This window comes from Burkholderia sp. AU6039, from assembly GCF_002223365.1.
In the GTDB taxonomy this organism is placed as follows: domain Bacteria; phylum Pseudomonadota; class Gammaproteobacteria; order Burkholderiales; family Burkholderiaceae; genus Burkholderia.
The window spans coordinates 2,207,912-2,223,134 of sequence record NZ_NKFK01000005.1 but is presented as its reverse complement, the minus strand read 5'-3'; the positions used below and the strand labels follow the sequence as shown (position 1 = coordinate 2,223,134).

General features: G+C 69.1%; 13 protein-coding genes. 8 read left to right on the top strand and 5 right to left on the bottom strand.

Features of this window, described 5'->3' with window-relative positions; all coding sequences use genetic code 11:
• Positions 1–221: 221 nt before the first annotated feature.
• The 5 genes from CFB39_RS27665 to CFB39_RS27645 form a co-directional block, all read right to left on the bottom strand.
• Positions 222–923 (bottom strand): DUF2848 domain-containing protein, encoded by a 702-nt coding sequence (locus tag CFB39_RS27665; RefSeq protein WP_089475219.1) that lies wholly within the window; start codon positions 921–923, stop codon positions 222–224.
• Between the two features lie 53 nt (positions 924–976).
• On the bottom strand, positions 977–2,296 hold the full coding sequence (locus CFB39_RS27660; RefSeq protein WP_089475691.1) for an MFS transporter: 1,320 nt from the start codon (positions 2,294–2,296) through the stop codon (positions 977–979).
• Positions 2,297–2,375: 79 nt separating this feature from the next.
• Positions 2,376–3,062: a DUF4286 family protein gene (locus tag CFB39_RS27655; RefSeq protein WP_089475218.1), complete on the bottom strand. Its 687-nt coding sequence runs from the start codon at positions 3,060–3,062 to the stop codon at positions 2,376–2,378.
• 98 nt (positions 3,063–3,160) lie between these two features.
• The gene (locus CFB39_RS27650; protein WP_089475217.1) at positions 3,161–4,189 is read right to left on the bottom strand and encodes a LysR family transcriptional regulator; all 1,029 of its coding nucleotides are present in this window, start codon (positions 4,187–4,189) and stop codon (positions 3,161–3,163) included.
• A 192-nt stretch (positions 4,190–4,381) separates the two neighbouring features.
• Positions 4,382–5,173 carry an SDR family NAD(P)-dependent oxidoreductase gene (locus CFB39_RS27645; protein WP_089475216.1) on the bottom strand — a complete coding sequence of 264 codons (792 nt, stop codon included), beginning with the start codon at positions 5,171–5,173 and terminating at the stop codon, positions 4,382–4,384.
• 400 nt (positions 5,174–5,573) lie between these two features.
• Between CFB39_RS27645 and CFB39_RS27640 the strand changes: the two genes are divergently transcribed.
• The 8 genes from CFB39_RS27640 to CFB39_RS27605 all read left to right on the top strand — a co-directional run bounded on the left by CFB39_RS27640 (position 5,574) and on the right by CFB39_RS27605 (position 15,154).
• A complete protein-coding gene (locus tag CFB39_RS27640; RefSeq protein ID WP_089475215.1) occupies positions 5,574–6,455 on the top strand; it encodes a neutral zinc metallopeptidase in 882 nt (293 codons plus the stop codon).
• Between the two features lie 173 nt (positions 6,456–6,628).
• Positions 6,629–7,369, top strand: a complete 741-nt coding sequence (locus CFB39_RS27635) for a LuxR C-terminal-related transcriptional regulator (protein WP_089475214.1) — start codon at positions 6,629–6,631, stop codon at positions 7,367–7,369.
• Between the two features lie 197 nt (positions 7,370–7,566).
• On the top strand, positions 7,567–9,069 hold the full coding sequence (locus CFB39_RS27630) for an aldehyde dehydrogenase family protein (protein WP_089475213.1): 1,503 nt from the start codon (positions 7,567–7,569) through the stop codon (positions 9,067–9,069).
• 42 nt (positions 9,070–9,111) lie between these two features.
• On the top strand, positions 9,112–10,452 hold the full coding sequence (locus CFB39_RS27625) for an aspartate aminotransferase family protein (RefSeq protein ID WP_089427101.1): 1,341 nt from the start codon (positions 9,112–9,114) through the stop codon (positions 10,450–10,452).
• 239 nt (positions 10,453–10,691) lie between these two features.
• Positions 10,692–12,194 carry an APC family permease gene (locus CFB39_RS27620; protein WP_089475212.1) on the top strand — a complete coding sequence of 501 codons (1,503 nt, stop codon included), beginning with the start codon at positions 10,692–10,694 and terminating at the stop codon, positions 12,192–12,194.
• A complete protein-coding gene (locus CFB39_RS27615; protein WP_089475211.1) occupies positions 12,191–12,778 on the top strand; it encodes a DUF3156 family protein in 588 nt (195 codons plus the stop codon). Before CFB39_RS27620 ends, CFB39_RS27615 begins: the two co-directional genes overlap by 4 nt.
• A 61-nt stretch (positions 12,779–12,839) precedes the next feature.
• Complete coding sequence (locus tag CFB39_RS27610; RefSeq protein WP_039344159.1) at positions 12,840–13,778, top strand: helix-turn-helix domain-containing protein; 939 nt, start codon at positions 12,840–12,842, stop codon at positions 13,776–13,778.
• Between the two features lie 167 nt (positions 13,779–13,945).
• Positions 13,946–15,154 (top strand): porin, encoded by a 1,209-nt coding sequence (locus CFB39_RS27605; RefSeq protein ID WP_089475210.1) that lies wholly within the window; start codon positions 13,946–13,948, stop codon positions 15,152–15,154.
• Positions 15,155–15,223: the final 69 nt, after the last annotated feature.

Here is a 15,223-nt window from a genome sequence, read left to right as displayed (position 1 = left end):
AAAAGGCGGAAACGGGGGCGCAATGTTGCATTTCGGATGGAAAGTGTCGGTTGCGGGCGCAATGATGCTTGCATTGAGCGGGTGTACCAACCTGGCTGGTGTGCTGTATTGCGGCAACTCGCAGTTCAACTTTCCCGACTATCACTGCTTTTAAGCGTATTAGCGGGAGCCGGCGCGGCGACAGAACGCTGGCGCGCCGATGTGCCGCGCCTCGTTACCCGCTATGCCACGACCGGCAATACCTCCACCGCATAGCGGTGCCGAAGGCTGCGCCCGAGCACCGGATCGTGCAGCTCCATCTCGAACGCCTCGCCGTCACCCATTGCCGCGATCGGGCCATGCACGGCAACCGTGCCGCCATACATCGCGCCGCGTGCGGGCATCGTCCGGCCGTCATCGAAGCGCTGCCACAGCACCTCGGGCGCAAGCAAACCGCTCACCGCGCCGTGCTGGTACGCCGTCCGCCCGCCATCGCGCGAAATCAGCCACGAACGCATCTCGATCGCATCCCAGTGATCCGCAACGTCGGCGTAAAGCCACGCGTGGTGGCCGAGCGGTTTCGCGCACACCTGCTTCGACACCGCGACGCCGTACGCTTCGACCTCACGATCCGTATGATCGGAGCCGACGGTCACGAGCGTGCCGGCCGGGCTGTCGACCAGCACGCATTCGATCTCGCCGCCCGAGCGTGCGCCGAGCACGCCGATCGTGGGCGCCTGCGTCAGCAGCGCGGCCGACACACGATAGAAGCAGGGCGTGGTCGACGGCGGCGCGACGCCGAGCGCCGCGAGTTCGTCGATATGCGCCTGGATCGCGGCCGGATCGCGGCCGGCCCAGCCGGCGATCACGACGCGCGTGATCTCGACGTCGACGGTGGCCGGCGCACCTTTCCGGGGAATGACATTAAACGACAGGGTTGGCATGCGGGTATCCGGTTGAAGTGCGAAGGAATGAAACGGCTTGCTGACGGCGACGTTCAATCCGCGAGCGGCTTGTGCGCGGTTTCGCGTGCGACGAGGAGCGCGATCGACGTGACGACGAGCGCGGCGGCGACATACAGCGACACGGCCGTCGTCGTGCCCGTCTGCCGGAACAGCGCGGCGATCACGAGCGGCGCGAAGCCGCCGCCGACGATGCCGGCGAGCGTGTACGCGAGCGACGAGCCCGCATAGCGCACGCGGGTCGGGAACTGTTCGGTCACGAACGCGCCCTGCGGGCCGTACATCACCGCGTGGATCACGAGGCCGATCGCCACGGCCGCGACGATCGCGCCGGGGCGCGCCGAATCGAGCAGCGTGAAGAACACGAACGCCCACACGATGCCGGCGAGCGCGCCGGCGAGATACACGGGCCGGCGGCCGAAGCGGTCCGACAGCGCGCCGAAGCACGGCACCGCGAGCGCGTTGCAGGCCGTGCCGATCATCACGGCCGTCAAGGCGACGGGGCGCGACAGGTGCAGCACGGTCGTCACGTAGGTGAGCGTGAACACGACGATCAGCGCATACAGCACGTCCGAGCCGATCCGCGAGCCACCCGCGATCAGCAGGCGCTTCCAGTGGTACTTCAGCACGTCGGCGACGGGCACCTCGGCAGTCGCGTGCGATTCGGCGAGCTGCTCGAACTGCGGCGTTTCGTCGACACCGCGCCGCAGCCAGAAGCCGAACACGACGAGCAGCGCGCTGGCCGCGAACGGTACGCGCCAGCCCCACGACAGGAAATCGCCGGACGTGGTCGACAGCGTCACGAGCGCGATGCAGCCGGTGCCGAGCAGCGTGCCGAACGACGGGCCGATCTGCGTCCACGATGCGGACAGCCCGCGCCGCTTCTGGTCGCCGTGCTCGACCGACAGCAGCACCGCGCCGGCCCATTCGCCGCCGAGCGCGACGCCCTGCACGAAGCGCAGCGCGACGAGCAGGATCGGGCTCAGGATGCCGGCCTGCGCATAGGTCGGCAGCGCGCCCATCAGCGCGGTCGTCACGCCCATCAGCACGAGTGTGAGCATCAGCACCGCGCGGCGCCCGATGCGATCGCCGAGATTGCCGAACACGAAGCCGCCGAGCGGGCGCGATACGTAGCCGACCGCATAGGTCGAGAACGCGAGGATCGTGCCGGCCAGCGGATCGACCGACGGAAAGAACAGGTGGTTGAAGACGAGTGCGGCGAGCGTGTTGTAGATCGTGAAGTCGTACCACTCGAGCGACGTGCCGATCATGCTCGCGGTCGCGAGTCGGCTGGTGCGGACGCGGCGGGGCGCGTGGGCGGCGGGCTGGGCGAGCGTGTTCATGGTGTCGGGCAGGTCGTGATGGTGAACGGGATGAGGCGCCGGGCCGATGCGTGGGTGTGCATCGCGCCTGCGGTGCGGCCGGCGTGGGCGATCAGGCCGAACATGCCGCGGCAGCGGGTGCGGTTTCGACGTCGCCGTGCGTGACGTGCGGCGGCGCGGCAGCGCGCCACAGCAGCTCGAAGGTGCGCACGTCGTCGTGCCCGGCGAGCGTGGCGGCCACGCGGCGGGTCGCGGCCGCATCGCTGCCTTCGATCAGCACGAGCGCATCGGCGGCCGGGCGCGCGGCCGCAGCGGCGCCGATCGGCGCGGACAGCTCGGGCGCGGTGCAAAACAGTCGTGCCGCGTGGATGCCCGGTTCGTGCAGCACGTCGTCGAAACGCTCGCGCAGATGCGGCACGTCGATGCGATCCGGCGGCAGCACGAACAGCGCGAGATGCGCGCCTTCACCGTCGCCGGCCTCGATCGTCAGTTCTCCGACGCGTCGCTGCGTGCCCGTCATGCGCTCGAAATTCGCGAGCGACCATGCGCTCTGCTGCGTGAACGCGCGCCGGTACGCGTCGCCATGGAACACGTCGAGCGCGTCCGTCACGTACAGCGCGAGGTACTTGCGCGGGCCGCGGTCGGTCGCGCGAAAGCGCCGCGCATGCGTGAAGCCGGGAATCGCGACACGTTCCTGCATGTGCTCGCGGTCGTACCACGCGTTGAAATCGGCTTCGTGCGCGGGGTCGATATCCGTCCAGACGCAAAGCTGGCCGTGTGGAAGGGAAAGGCGGGTCATCGCGGGGTTCCTCGTGACGGGGTGTCAGGAACCGCAGTTTCCCGAAGACGGGCCGCGCCCGTCCAACAAGAAAACAAATTCGCGGTGAACAGGTTTTCTTATGAGCGGCGCGGGCGGCGTTTCGCGGCGGCCGGGGCGGATGGCGTCGTGCGTTTCGCTTTTGCCGGTGCTGTCGCTTTGGCCTTTGTCGCGGGACGGGCGGGTGCTTTGCTCACGTTGTCGGGCGCGGCCGTCTTTGCGTGATGCGCGGCGGCGGCCATCGCGCGCGCGACTTCGCTGGCCAGTTCCGCGATGCGCGCGGCCACCGGCAGGCCCTGGCTGCGATACGTCGCGACGAGCGGCAGCGCGGGGAATTCGGGTTCGACGTCGAGCAGTTCGAGCGTGCCTTCGTGGAGTTCGCGCCCGATGATCGCGGGCGGTAGCGCGGCCACGCCGAAACCGTCGGCGACGAGGCGGATCATCGCGGCGACCGACGTGATGCAGTTGATGCTGGCCGGCCGCTCGACGGCCGCGAACAGCCGCTCGATCGTCGCGTGCGGTCCTGAGTGGCGCGAGAAGCTGATGATCGGGAATTCCGCCAGGCGCGCGACGTCGAGCGCCTGGCCGCCGAGCCCGAGGCGCGGGCTGGCCGCCCAGCGCACCGGGAATTCGCACAGCGGCAGGTTCGTGAAATCGGGGCCCGGCACCGGGTCGGTCTGCAGGATCAGGTCGACGCCGTCGGTGCTGAGCAGGCGGATCAGGTGCAGCGTCGTGTCGCTGGTGATCTCGACGTCGAGGCGCGGATAGCGCTCGCGCAGTTGCGCCATCAGCGCGGGGAACCAGCTGTGCACGATCGATTCGATCACGCCGATCCGGATCAGGCCCGCATCGCTCGCCGCATCGATGTCGCGGCGCATTTCGCCGTCGAGCCGCACGATCCGCTCCGCGTACGCGAGCATGCGGCGCCCGGCGGGCGTGAGCGTGGCCGAGCGCGTGTTGCGGTCGAACAGGCGGACGTCGAATGCCTCCTCGAGCGACGCGATGCGGCTCGATACGGCGGCCTGCGTGGTGTGCAGTTTTTCGGCCGTGAGCCGGAAGTTTTCCAGCTTCGCGAGCCAGACGAAGGTTTCAAGAAACCGGATGTTCATCGACGTTCGAACCGTGAGGCGGTGCCGGGCGGGGCGGCGGGATCGGTCGATGGTAGCGGATTTTCGGGGGCGGGAAACAAGCGGCAGACCCGGCGCGCGTGCGTGGGCAGGCGCTGGAGCGGGCGGACGGGACGACGTGCACGAAACGCCGCCCGCGACGCGTACGTCACGCGAGCGGCACACCCACGCGCATCAAAGCTTGTCGAACGCGAGCGTCGGCACGTCCACCACCATCGCGCCGCCGTCGGCAACGAGCGTCGCGCCGGTCACGAACGACGCGTCCGGCGATGCGAGGAACGCGCACACGGCCGCGATCTCGTCCGGATCGGCCGCGCGCCGCAGCGGCACGTCGGCGCTGACGCGTGCATACGCGCCGTCGAGCGTGTCGCCGTGCGCCGACATCAGCGGTTCCATCTCCGCGTCGGCCATCGGCGTGCGGACCCAGCCAGGGCACACCGCATTCGCCCGCACGCCGTGCGGCCCGTAGTCACGTGCGAGCGACCGGGCGAGCCCGAGCAGCGCGTGCTTGCCGACCGTGTAGCCGCACACGCCGGGCCCGGCCGCGAGCGCGGCGATCGACGCGACCAGCACGATGCTGCCGCGCTGCGCGATCAGATCGGGCAGGCACGCGCGCGCGCTGACGAACGCGGTGTCGAGGTTCGCGTGCATCGCGTCGCGCCACTGCGCGTCGTCGGTTTCGTCCGCGCGGCCGAGACCGTGGCCGCCCGCGCACGCGACGAGCGCATCGACGCGGCCGAAGCGTTCGGCGATCCGCGGCAGGAAGCGGGCCCAGTCGGTGGTGCTCGCGGCGTCGCCGGCCAGTGCGAGGCCGCCCGTTTCGGCGGCCAGCGCGTCGAGCGGCGCCTGGCGCCGCCCGATCAGCACGACGCGGTCGCCCCGGCGGGCGAAGCGGCGTGCGCAAGCGGCGCCGATACCGGTGCCCGCGCCGGTGATCGCGATCGTGCGGGGTGGCGGGTGGGTCATGTCGTGCTCCGGAAAGGTGTCGTTTCCGGTCACTTTAGGCGGCGCCGGCGAGCGCCGGTATCAGCCGAAAGGATGAACGCGGGCGGCATTCGGGCGACCGGCGCGGTAGCGGGCCATTTTGCAAAGGCTGACGATGTCCGGCGCCGAATCGCTCTATCCTCCACATTTTTGCGATAAGTCACGAAAGCCCGGCAGAATAGCGCGGGCGGGCCGCGCATCGACGCGCGGCGCATCGGCCGGCCGATTCCGTCGTGCGAGCGGAGCGGCAGGCCGGCGATCCCGGCAGGAGCGCACACCCCGTGCGCGGGCGTTGCATCGGCCGGGGATCGTGTCACGACAACCTATCGCCCGGTTGCGCGCTCGCGTGCCGGATCATCGACAAGAACAGGGGGGGCCGGCTATGAGGCTGGACGACGAAAGGGAAAGCACGAACGTCGAGGATCGCCGCGGCGCCGGTGGGTTCGGCGGCGGGCGTGGCGCGACGATCGGCATCGGCACGATCGTGGTTGCGTTCGCCGCGTCGTATTTCTTCGGGATCGACCCGCGCGTGATACTCGAAGGCGCGTCGGCGCTGCAGGGCCGCCAGCAACAGGCGCAGCCCGCGCCCGCGCAGCGGCAGGGCGCGGCGGCGAACGAACCGAACGTCGTGTTCACGCGCAAGGTGCTCGGCAATATCGAGCGCACGTGGACGGGTGTGTTCAACACCCAGCTGCACGCGCAGTACCAGCCGCCGACGCTCGTGATGTTCACGAACTCGACGCCGACCGCATGCGGCACCGGCCAGACCGCGATGGGGCCGTTCTACTGCCCGGGCGACCGCAAGGTGTACATCGATCTCGGTTTCTACGACGAACTGCGCAAGCGTTTCGGCGCGGGCGGCGATTTCGCGCAGGCTTACGTGATCGCGCACGAGGTCGGCCATCACGTGCAGAACCTGCTCGGTATTTCCGACAAGGTCGACGCCGCGCGCCGGCGGGCGAGCCAGGCGCACTCGAACGCGCTGTCGGTGCGGATGGAGCTGCAGGCCGACTGCTTCGCCGGCGTGTGGGCGAACAACGCGCAGCGCGCGAACCAGCGGCTGATGGAACCCGGCGATTTCGAGCAGGGGCTGAAGGCGGCCGCCGCGATCGGCGACGACCGGCTGCAGCAGCAAGGGCAGGGCTATGTCGTGCCGGAGAGCTTCACGCACGGCACCAGCGACCAGCGCGTGTACTGGCTGCGACGCGGGATGGAGTCGGGCGAGCTGAGCGCCTGCGACACGTTCGCCGCGAACGCACGCTGAATCGAGCGCGTGCCCGGCCGCGCGCCTGCATCGTTCCGGCCGGAGGGGTGAGAAGCTGCCGTACCGGCCGGGCCGGGACGATTTGCCGATTTGTGCTCACCGGCGCTTTTCGGCGCCGGTAGGCTGGCCTGAACTTCGCTCTTCGTGACGTTCACCCGCCCGCCGATTCCACCATGCCGACCTCATCCGTTCCCGCCGACCCGGCCGCCGCCGACTGGCCACGCGCGCTGCGCGCGTGCGTGGACGCGTTCGACGCGTTCGCGAGCCCGTCCGCGATCGTGTTCTACCGGCTCGACCAGAGCGGCGAACCGGCCGATTTCGAGCTGTTCGGGATGCCGGAATCGATGCATCGCACCTATGTCGCGCGCTACCGGATGCTCGATCCGCTGCATCCGTCGCGCTGCGCGGCCGGCGAGCGCGCGGTCGTCACGCTTGCTTCCCAATTGCCTGACGAAAGGCGCGACGCGTCCGCGTACTGGACCCGTTTCCTGCGGCGGCACGACGTGGCCGACGTCGTCGAGATGTGGCTGCGCGATGCGGGCCGCACGGTCGGTGCGTTCTCGCTGCTGCGCTTCGAGGCGGGCGACACGCGCGGCGGCGTGGCCGGCAACAGCACGGCGGGGCGGTTCGCGCCCGGCGAGATCGAAGCGCTCGCGCGGCTGCAGCCGGTGGCGGAAGCCGCGCTGAGCCCGCTGCTGCGCGCGCGGCGCGGAATTCACCGGATCGGCTGCGAGGAGCGGCTGACCTACCGCGAGGAGCAGATCGCGCGCCTCGTGCGCGACGGCCGCTCGAACAAGGAGATCGCCCGCGATCTCGCGCTCGGCCAGCCGACCGTCAAGACGCACCTGATGCGGATGTACCGCAAGCTCGGCGTGTCGAACCGCACGGAACTGGTGGGGGCGTTGTTCCTGTAATTCATCGGATAATTGCGACCCGGACTTCGAACCTTTCGCGATCGCCAGCCATCCCGCACGGTTCAAACCCGCCTCCTCCCCAGCGCCCACGCGCTGCCAATTTGCGCTCACCGGGCGCGAACCCTCGTCGATACAGTGGAACGACGCCCGCGTGCCCGTGCGCACGCGGTCCAGCCACGACAATCCTCGAGACGCCCATGAGCACCACGAATTTCGTCGCCGTCAGCGACACCGTGCGCACCTTCGTTGCGCGCGACTTCGGCCTCTTCATCGACGGTGAAATGCAGCCCGCGCACGCGGCCGCGCGGCTCGACGTGTACGACCCCGCGACGGGCGAGCGGCTTGCGACGGTCGCGGACGCCGACGCACACGACGTCGATCGCGCGGTCGCCAGCGCGAAGCATGCATTCGACACCCGCGTATGGAGCGGCCTGCGCCCGGCCGACCGCGAACGCATCCTGCTGAAACTCGCCGACCTGATCGAAGCCGACGCCGAAACGCTCGCGCAACTCGAAACGCTGAACCAGGGCAAGTCGATCCACGTGTCGCGCGCGATCGAGGTCGGCGCGAGCGTCGAATACGTGCGCTACATGGCCGGCTGGGCGACCAAGATCACCGGCCAGACGCTCGACGTGTCGATCCCGTTCCCGCCCGGCGCGCGCTATACGGCCTATACGCGCAAGGAGCCGGTCGGCGTGGTCGCGGCGATCGTGCCGTGGAATTTTCCGTTGATGATCGCGGTGTGGAAGCTGATTCCCGCGCTCGCGGCCGGCTGCACGATCGTGCTGAAGCCGTCGCCGGAAACGCCGCTCACCGCGCTGCGCCTGGCCGAGCTCGCACGCGAGGCCGGCGTGCCGCCCGGCGTGTTCAACGTCGTCACCGGCGGCCGCGTGTGCGGCGCCGCGCTCGCGAGCCACCCGTCGATCGCGAAGATCTCGTTCACGGGCTCGACCGCGACCGGCAAGCTGGTCGGCACGGCGGCCGTGCAGAACATGACGCGCTTCTCGCTCGAGCTCGGCGGCAAGAACCCGATCGTGATGCTCGACGACATCGACGTCGCGCAGGCGCTCGACGGCGTCGCCGCCGGCGCGTTCTTCAACCAGGGGCAAGTGTGCGCGGCCGCATCGCGCATCTATGTGCACCGCAGCAAGTTCAGGCAGCTCGCGGATGGCCTCGCGGGCGTCGCGCAGTCGATGAAGCTCGGCGCGGGCCTCGACACGACCGCGCAGATCAACCCGCTGGTCTCCGCGCACCATCGCGACAAGGTCGTCCAGCACATCGAGGGCGCGCGCCGCGCGGGCCTCACGTTCCTCGCGGGCGGCACGCCGGCCGACGACCTGCCCGGCTACTACGTGAAGCCGGCCGTGATCGCCGATCCGCATCCGGACAGCGCGATCGTGCGCGACGAAGTGTTCGGCCCGGTGATCGTCGTCGTGCCGTTCGACGACGCGGCCGACGCGGTGCGCCTCGCGAACGCGTCGCCGTACGGCCTCGCCGCGAGCCTCTGGAGCAACGACCTGACGCGCGTGATGAACCTCGTGCCGCAGATCGAGGCCGGCACCGTGTGGGTGAACTGCCATATCCCGCTCGACCCGTCGATGCCGTTCGGCGGCTACAAGCAATCGGGCATCGGCCGCGAATTCGGCCAGTACGCGATCGAAGGCTTCACCGAAACCAAATCCGTCTGCATCGCGCACTGACGCGCGGCCTCAACCTCAACCGATCCGACAGTGGAGACTGCAATGAGCTACAACGAAGCGAAATTCTGGCACCCGATGCTGCACCCGAACGAGATGAAGCAGCGCAAGCCGATCCGCATCGTGCGCGGCGACGGCTGCTACGTGTTCGACGAACAGGGCCGCAAGCTCGTCGACGGCGTCGCGGGCCTGTGGAACGTGAACGTCGGCCACAACCGCCAGGAAGTGAAGGACGCGATCGTGCGCCAGCTCGACGAGCTCGAATACTTCCAGCTGTTCGACGGCATTTCGCATCCGCGCGCGGAGGAGCTGTCGAAGAAGGTGATCGACATGCTCGAACCGGAGGGCATGCGCCGCGTGCTGTACAGCTCGGGCGGCTCCGACTCGATCGAGACCGCGCTGAAGATCGCGCGCCAGTACTGGAAGGTGCGCGGCCAGGCCGACCGCACGAAGTTCATCTCGCTGAAGCAGGGTTATCACGGCACGCACTTCGGCGGTGCGTCGGTGAACGGCAACACGGTGTTCCGCCGCAACTACGAGCCGAACCTGCCGGGCTGCTTCCACGTCGAGACGCCGTGGCTGTACCGCAACCCGTTCACGCAGGATCCCGAAGCACTCGGCCGGATCTGCGCGGAGATGCTGGAACGCGAGATCCAGTTCCAGAGCCCCGACACGGTGGCCGCGTTCATCGCGGAGCCGATCCAGGGGGCGGGCGGCGTGATCGTGCCGCCGGCCAACTACTGGCCGCTGGTGCGCGAGGTGTGCGATCGTTACGGCGTCCTGCTGATCGCCGACGAAGTCGTGACGGGCTTCGGCCGCAGCGGCAGCATGTTCGGCAGCCGCGGCTGGGGCGTGCGCCCGGACATCATGTGTCTCGCGAAGGGCATCTCGTCGGGCTACGTGCCGCTCGGCGCGACGGTCGTGAACGCACGGATCGAGGACGCGTTCGCCGCGAACGCCGATTTCGGCGGCGCGATCATGCACGGCTACACGTATGCGGGCCATCCGGTCGCGTGCGCGGCGGCGATCGCAAGCCTCGACATCGTCGTGAAGGAGGACCTGCCTGCAAACGCGGCGAAGCAGGGCGCGTATCTGCTCGAGGCGTTGAAGCCGTTCGCGGAACGCTTCGCGGCGGTCGGCGAGGTGCGCGGCAAGGGGCTGATGCTCGCGCTCGACCTCGTCGCGAACAAGGACACGCGCGAGCCGATCGACCCGCTCTCGGGCTATGCGAACGCGGTCGCGGAAGTCGCGCGCGAGAACGGCGTGCTGGTGCGCCCGGTCGGCACGAAGATCATCCTGTCGCCGCCGCTCGTGATCCAGCGCGAGCAGCTCGACCGGATCGTCGACGCGCTCGCGGCGGGCTTCGAGGCCGTGCCGTTCGCGTGACGGCGTGACCGCGTGACGGCACGGCGGCGGCGGCGGGCAGCGTGGCCGCCGCCGGTTTGCCGATTTGCGCTATGACCGGATTATTTTGCCTGCGTATTTTCTCGACATCGGATCAAGGTGTGATCGACAAGGGGCCCGGGAATCGAAGCGCTGAAGCGCCGCCCGGGCCGACCGCATAGCCATGGAACCCGGGTCGCCGACGAAGCGGCAGTCCGGGTCGACACAGGAAGGAGACAGGGATGTCGGGATGGTCTGGAGTTACCGGCGCAGCGGGCGACACGTCCGCCGGCACGCCGGCTGAAGCGGGAGGCGGCACGGCGCTGAAGGCGGGTGCGGTCGGCTTTCCGACCGCGCTGGCGAGCGCCGTCGGCCTCATCATGGCAAGCCCGGTGATTCTCACCGCGACGTCGGGCTTCGGGATGGGCGGCTGGGCGTTCGCGGTCGCGATGATCATCGCGTTCGTGATGATGCAGGCGCAGGCGACCACCTTCTCGGAAGCCGCCGCGATGCTGCCGACGGCCGGTTCGGTTTACGATTACCTGTCGTGCGGGCTCGGCCGCTTCTGGGCGATCACCGGCACGATCTCCGCGTATTTCCTCGTGCACGTGTTCGCCGGGACGGCGGAAACGATCCTGAGCGGCATCATGGCGCTCGTCAATTTCGAATCGCTGAATGCCGCGTTCGAGAAGCACAACAGCTCGTGGCTCGTCGGCGTCGGCCTCGTGGTGACGTTCGCGATCACCAACATCATCGGCATCAAGGTGTTCAGCAAGCTCGAGATCGTGCTGACGGCCGGCATGTGGCTGTCGCTGATGATCTTCGGGATCCTCGGGCTCGCGGCCGCGCCCGCCGTGCATCTCGACGGCTGGTTCGGCGGCTCGGAAGTCGGCACGTCGGTGCCGGCCGTGCTGTCGCTGGTCGGGATGGCGATGTTCATGTTCGTCGGCTGCGAGTTCGTCACGCCGCTCGCGCCGGAAATGAAGGCGCCGGGCAAGACGATTCCGCGCGCGATGGCGCTGGGCCTCGTCGGCGTCGCGATCTGCATGTTCCTGTACGGCGCGGCGATCCGCCGCCAGGTCGCGAACGTGCCGGTGAGCGCCGACGGCCTCACGCACCTGCTCGACACGCCGGGTGCGATTCCCGCGTTCGCGCTGCAGGTGCTCGGGCCGTTCGGCCGCGTGTGGTTCGGCATCGCGTTCCTGTGCGCCGGCGCCGCAACGATCAACACGCTGATGGCCGGGTTGCCGCGCATCCTGTACGGGATGGCGATCGACGGCGCACTGCCGCGCTGCTTCGCGTACCTGCATCCGCGCTTCAAGACGCCGGTGGTCGGTATCGTGGCGGCGGCGATCGTACCTATCTTCCACGCGTGGCTGATCAACGGCAATCTCGACAGCATCCTGCACCTCGTGCTCGCCGCGACCTGCGCGTGGGGCACCGCGTACCTGCTCGTCACCGCGTCGGTCGTGATGTTGCGGATTCGCCGCCCGGACCTGCCGCGCCCGTACCGTTCGCCGCTGTTCCCGCTGCCGCAGATCGTGTCGAGCGTCGGCATCATCCTGGCGATCTGGTACATCACGCCGCCGGGCATGAACGCGCGCGACATCTACGTGCCGTTCGGCGCGATGCTCGGGCTCACCGCGCTGTACGCGCTGTTCTGGACGCTCGTCGTGCAGCGCCGGCATCCGTTCAAGCCGGTGCCGGTCGAGGAAGTGCTGCGCAACGAGCACGTCGCATCGTGAAGCTCGCGCTCGCCCGCTGGCGCGCGGTGTCCGATGCGCCGCCGCCCGGCCATCGGCCCGGCGCGATCGCCGCGCGCGTGCTGGCCGACCTGCGCGCCGAGCGCGATGCCGATGGCGCCGGCAGCCTGACGGCCCGGCTACCGAACGGCGTGCGCGTGAGCATCGACGAGCGGGGCGACCGCCAGTTCCTGATGCATACGGTCAGCGTGAAGGTGGCGGTAACCGCAACCGGCCCGGCCGTGCAAGGCAGCGCGCGCGTGCGCCAGACCGGTTGGCTGCGCTGCACGGGTATCGACGCGGTGATCGTGCCAGGATGCGACCCCGGATTCGCCGACACGCTGGCTGCGCTGGTCGACGAGCCGTCGCTGGCTGACGCGCTGCGGCCGCTGCACCTGACCGACTGTACGATCGACGCGCGCGACGGGCGCTGGACGCTCGCGATCGTGCCGTTCGGCGGCAGCGAGGTCGTGAACCGGATGCCGTCGTTCCGCCGCTACGTCCGCCTGACGGGCGAGCAGGCCGCCGCGCTGTCGGCGGCCTGCCTCGCGTTCGAAACCGCACTACGCAGGATTTTGCACGGGTAAGCTGTGGCGTTGCGCGCCGGGGAACCGGCGGCCGCGTTTAGGGGTTTTACCGGAGATGCCGATGCTGTTCCAGTCACGCTCACACGAAGACGTGCACGATCACGGGCTCGCGATCGCGGGCTGGCATCAGGTCTACCGCCAGATGACGCCGGGCCGCTTCAAGGGCACCGTCACGCAGGTGCTGTACGACGATTTCCACTTCTTCCGCGAAACGACCAACCGGCGAGTCGCGCAGACCGGGCTCGCGCCGGCCGGGCGCACGTCGCTCGCGGTGCCGCTGTCCGTGCCGCTCGCGGGCACGTTTCAGGGCCAGCCCGTCGACGGCTATGCGCTGCTCGCGCTGCGCGCCGGCGAGGATTTCGAATTCCACACGCCGGAAGGGATGGGGCTCGTCGGGATCAGCGCGGCGTCCGACATGGTCGACGAGCTCTGCGAAGCCGAATTCGGCGCATCCGGCGCGCGCAAGCTGCGCCACGTGACACGGCTGTCCGATGAGCAGGGTGTCGCGCTCGGCGTGCGGCTGTCGTCGCTGATCGACGACGCGCAGCGCAACCCGGGCCACCTCGAATACGCGGCCACCCGCAAGATGTTCCGCGACGCGATGCTCGGCATGTTCCTCGATGCGCTCGAACAGGGCATCGGCGTCGAGCGCCGCGACATCACGCACGCCACCTACAGCGACATCGTGAGCCGTTGCGAGAAGCATCTGCGCGACCGGCCCGAGGAACCCGTCACCGTGCTTGAACTGTGTCGCGCGCTGCGCTGCAGCCGCCGCACGCTGCAAACGAGTTTTCAACGCGTGGCCGACGTCACGCCGGTCGGCTATCTGCGCACGATCCGGCTGAACGCGGTGCGCCGCCTGCTGCGCACGACGCCCGTGCAGCAGCTCGGCGTCGGCGAGGCCGCCGCGAGCTGGGGGTTCACGCACCTCGGCTATTTCGCGCGCGAGTATCGCGACCTGTTCGGCGAGCTGCCGTCGCAGACGACGCGCCCCGAATGACGCACGCACGCCGCAACGGCGCCGCTGGGCACGGTCGCGGGCAACGCGTGCGACTGTTTGCCGATTTGCGATAGAGGTCCTGAATTTTCGCTGGATAGAGTCCTGTCACCCATATCGATTACCCCATCGATCTGCACTGCGAATCGATGACAACAGAGGGGCGGGACATGAAGATCGGACGACGACTGGCCGCGGCTGCGGCGACGCTGGGTTGCATGCACGCACACGCGCAGACCTCGGGCAGCGTGACGCTGTACGGCACCGTGGACACCGGCATCATCTACTCGACGAACCAGCAGTTCACGCGCGCCGACGGCAGCACGGGCGGCGGCCATGCGTGGCAGATGGGCGGCGGCAACCTCGTGCCGTCGCGGTTCGGCTTCCAGGGCGCCGAGCCGCTCGGCGGCGGGCTCAATGCGGTGTTCACGCTCGAGCAGCAGTTTCTTTCGGCGAACGGGCAGGCGCTGCAGGGTGGCACGGCCTTCAGCCGGCAGGCGTGGGTCGGGCTGCGCCAGGACGGGATCGGCACGCTCGGCCTCGGCCGCCAGTACGACTCGTACACCGACATGCTCGGTGCGTACGTATCGAGCAACAACTGGGCGACGCCGTACGGCTCGCACCTCGGCGACGTCGACAACCTGAATGCCGCATTCAACTTCAACAACGCGGTGAAGTTCACCAGCGCCGATTTCAACGGCTTCACGTTCGGCGGCACGTTCAGCTTCGGCGGGCAGGCCGGCGATTTCTCCGCGAAGCGCGGCTATGCGGTGGCCGCGACGTACACGCGCGCGCCGGTTGCATTCTCGGTCGGCTACCTCGACCTGCACCAGCCGCTCGACGCGGCGCTCGGCGGCGCGAGCGGTTATATCGGCGATTTCGCGTGCAGCAACCCGGGCGCGATGTATTGCCTGCTGCAGGATGCGGGCTCGATGCGCGCGTTCGGCGCGGGCGGGTCGGTCACGTTCGGCGACGCGACGATCGCGCTCACCTATACGCATACGCGCCTCGGCGACAGCCGCTATTTCTCGACCACCGCCCAGCCGCGCACGCAGGCGTTCACGTTCGATATCGGCGAGGTGAACGCCACGTACATGTTCACGCCCGCGCTGCAGGGCGGTGTTGCGTACATCTTCAACGCCGCGCATACCGACGGGCGCGGCACGACGCGGTTCCACCAGGTGAACGTCGGCACGAACTACAGCCTGTCGAAGCGCACGGCGCTGTATGCGGTCGCGATCGGCCAGATCGCGAGCGGGAAGGGGCTCGGCACCGACGCGGACGGCAACGCGGTGAACTACGCGCAGATCCCGGTGCTCGCGAACAGCAATTCGAGCCGGCAACTGGCGGTGATGGCGGGCATTCGTGTGAATTTTTGAGCGCAGGGCATGGGACACGGCGCGCGAAACGCGGGCGGCCGGCGACGAGCAACGGGCGGCGAGCAGCAG

Coding starts and splice junctions, on each gene's coding strand:
- CFB39_RS27605 (WP_089475210.1), top strand. CDS start 13,946: ATGAAGATCGGACGACGACTGGCCGCGGCTGCGGCGACGCTGGGTTGC.
- CFB39_RS27645 (WP_089475216.1), bottom strand. CDS start 5,173: ATGACCCACCCGCCACCCCGCACGATCGCGATCACCGGCGCGGGCACC.
- CFB39_RS27625 (WP_089427101.1), top strand. CDS start 9,112: ATGAGCTACAACGAAGCGAAATTCTGGCACCCGATGCTGCACCCGAAC.
- CFB39_RS27620 (WP_089475212.1), top strand. CDS start 10,692: ATGTCGGGATGGTCTGGAGTTACCGGCGCAGCGGGCGACACGTCCGCC.
- CFB39_RS27655 (WP_089475218.1), bottom strand. CDS start 3,062: ATGACCCGCCTTTCCCTTCCACACGGCCAGCTTTGCGTCTGGACGGAT.
- CFB39_RS27665 (WP_089475219.1), bottom strand. CDS start 923: ATGCCAACCCTGTCGTTTAATGTCATTCCCCGGAAAGGTGCGCCGGCC.
- CFB39_RS27640 (WP_089475215.1), top strand. CDS start 5,574: ATGAGGCTGGACGACGAAAGGGAAAGCACGAACGTCGAGGATCGCCGC.
- CFB39_RS27610 (WP_039344159.1), top strand. CDS start 12,840: ATGCTGTTCCAGTCACGCTCACACGAAGACGTGCACGATCACGGGCTC.
- CFB39_RS27635 (WP_089475214.1), top strand. CDS start 6,629: ATGCCGACCTCATCCGTTCCCGCCGACCCGGCCGCCGCCGACTGGCCA.
- CFB39_RS27650 (WP_089475217.1), bottom strand. CDS start 4,189: ATGAACATCCGGTTTCTTGAAACCTTCGTCTGGCTCGCGAAGCTGGAA.
- CFB39_RS27630 (WP_089475213.1), top strand. CDS start 7,567: ATGAGCACCACGAATTTCGTCGCCGTCAGCGACACCGTGCGCACCTTC.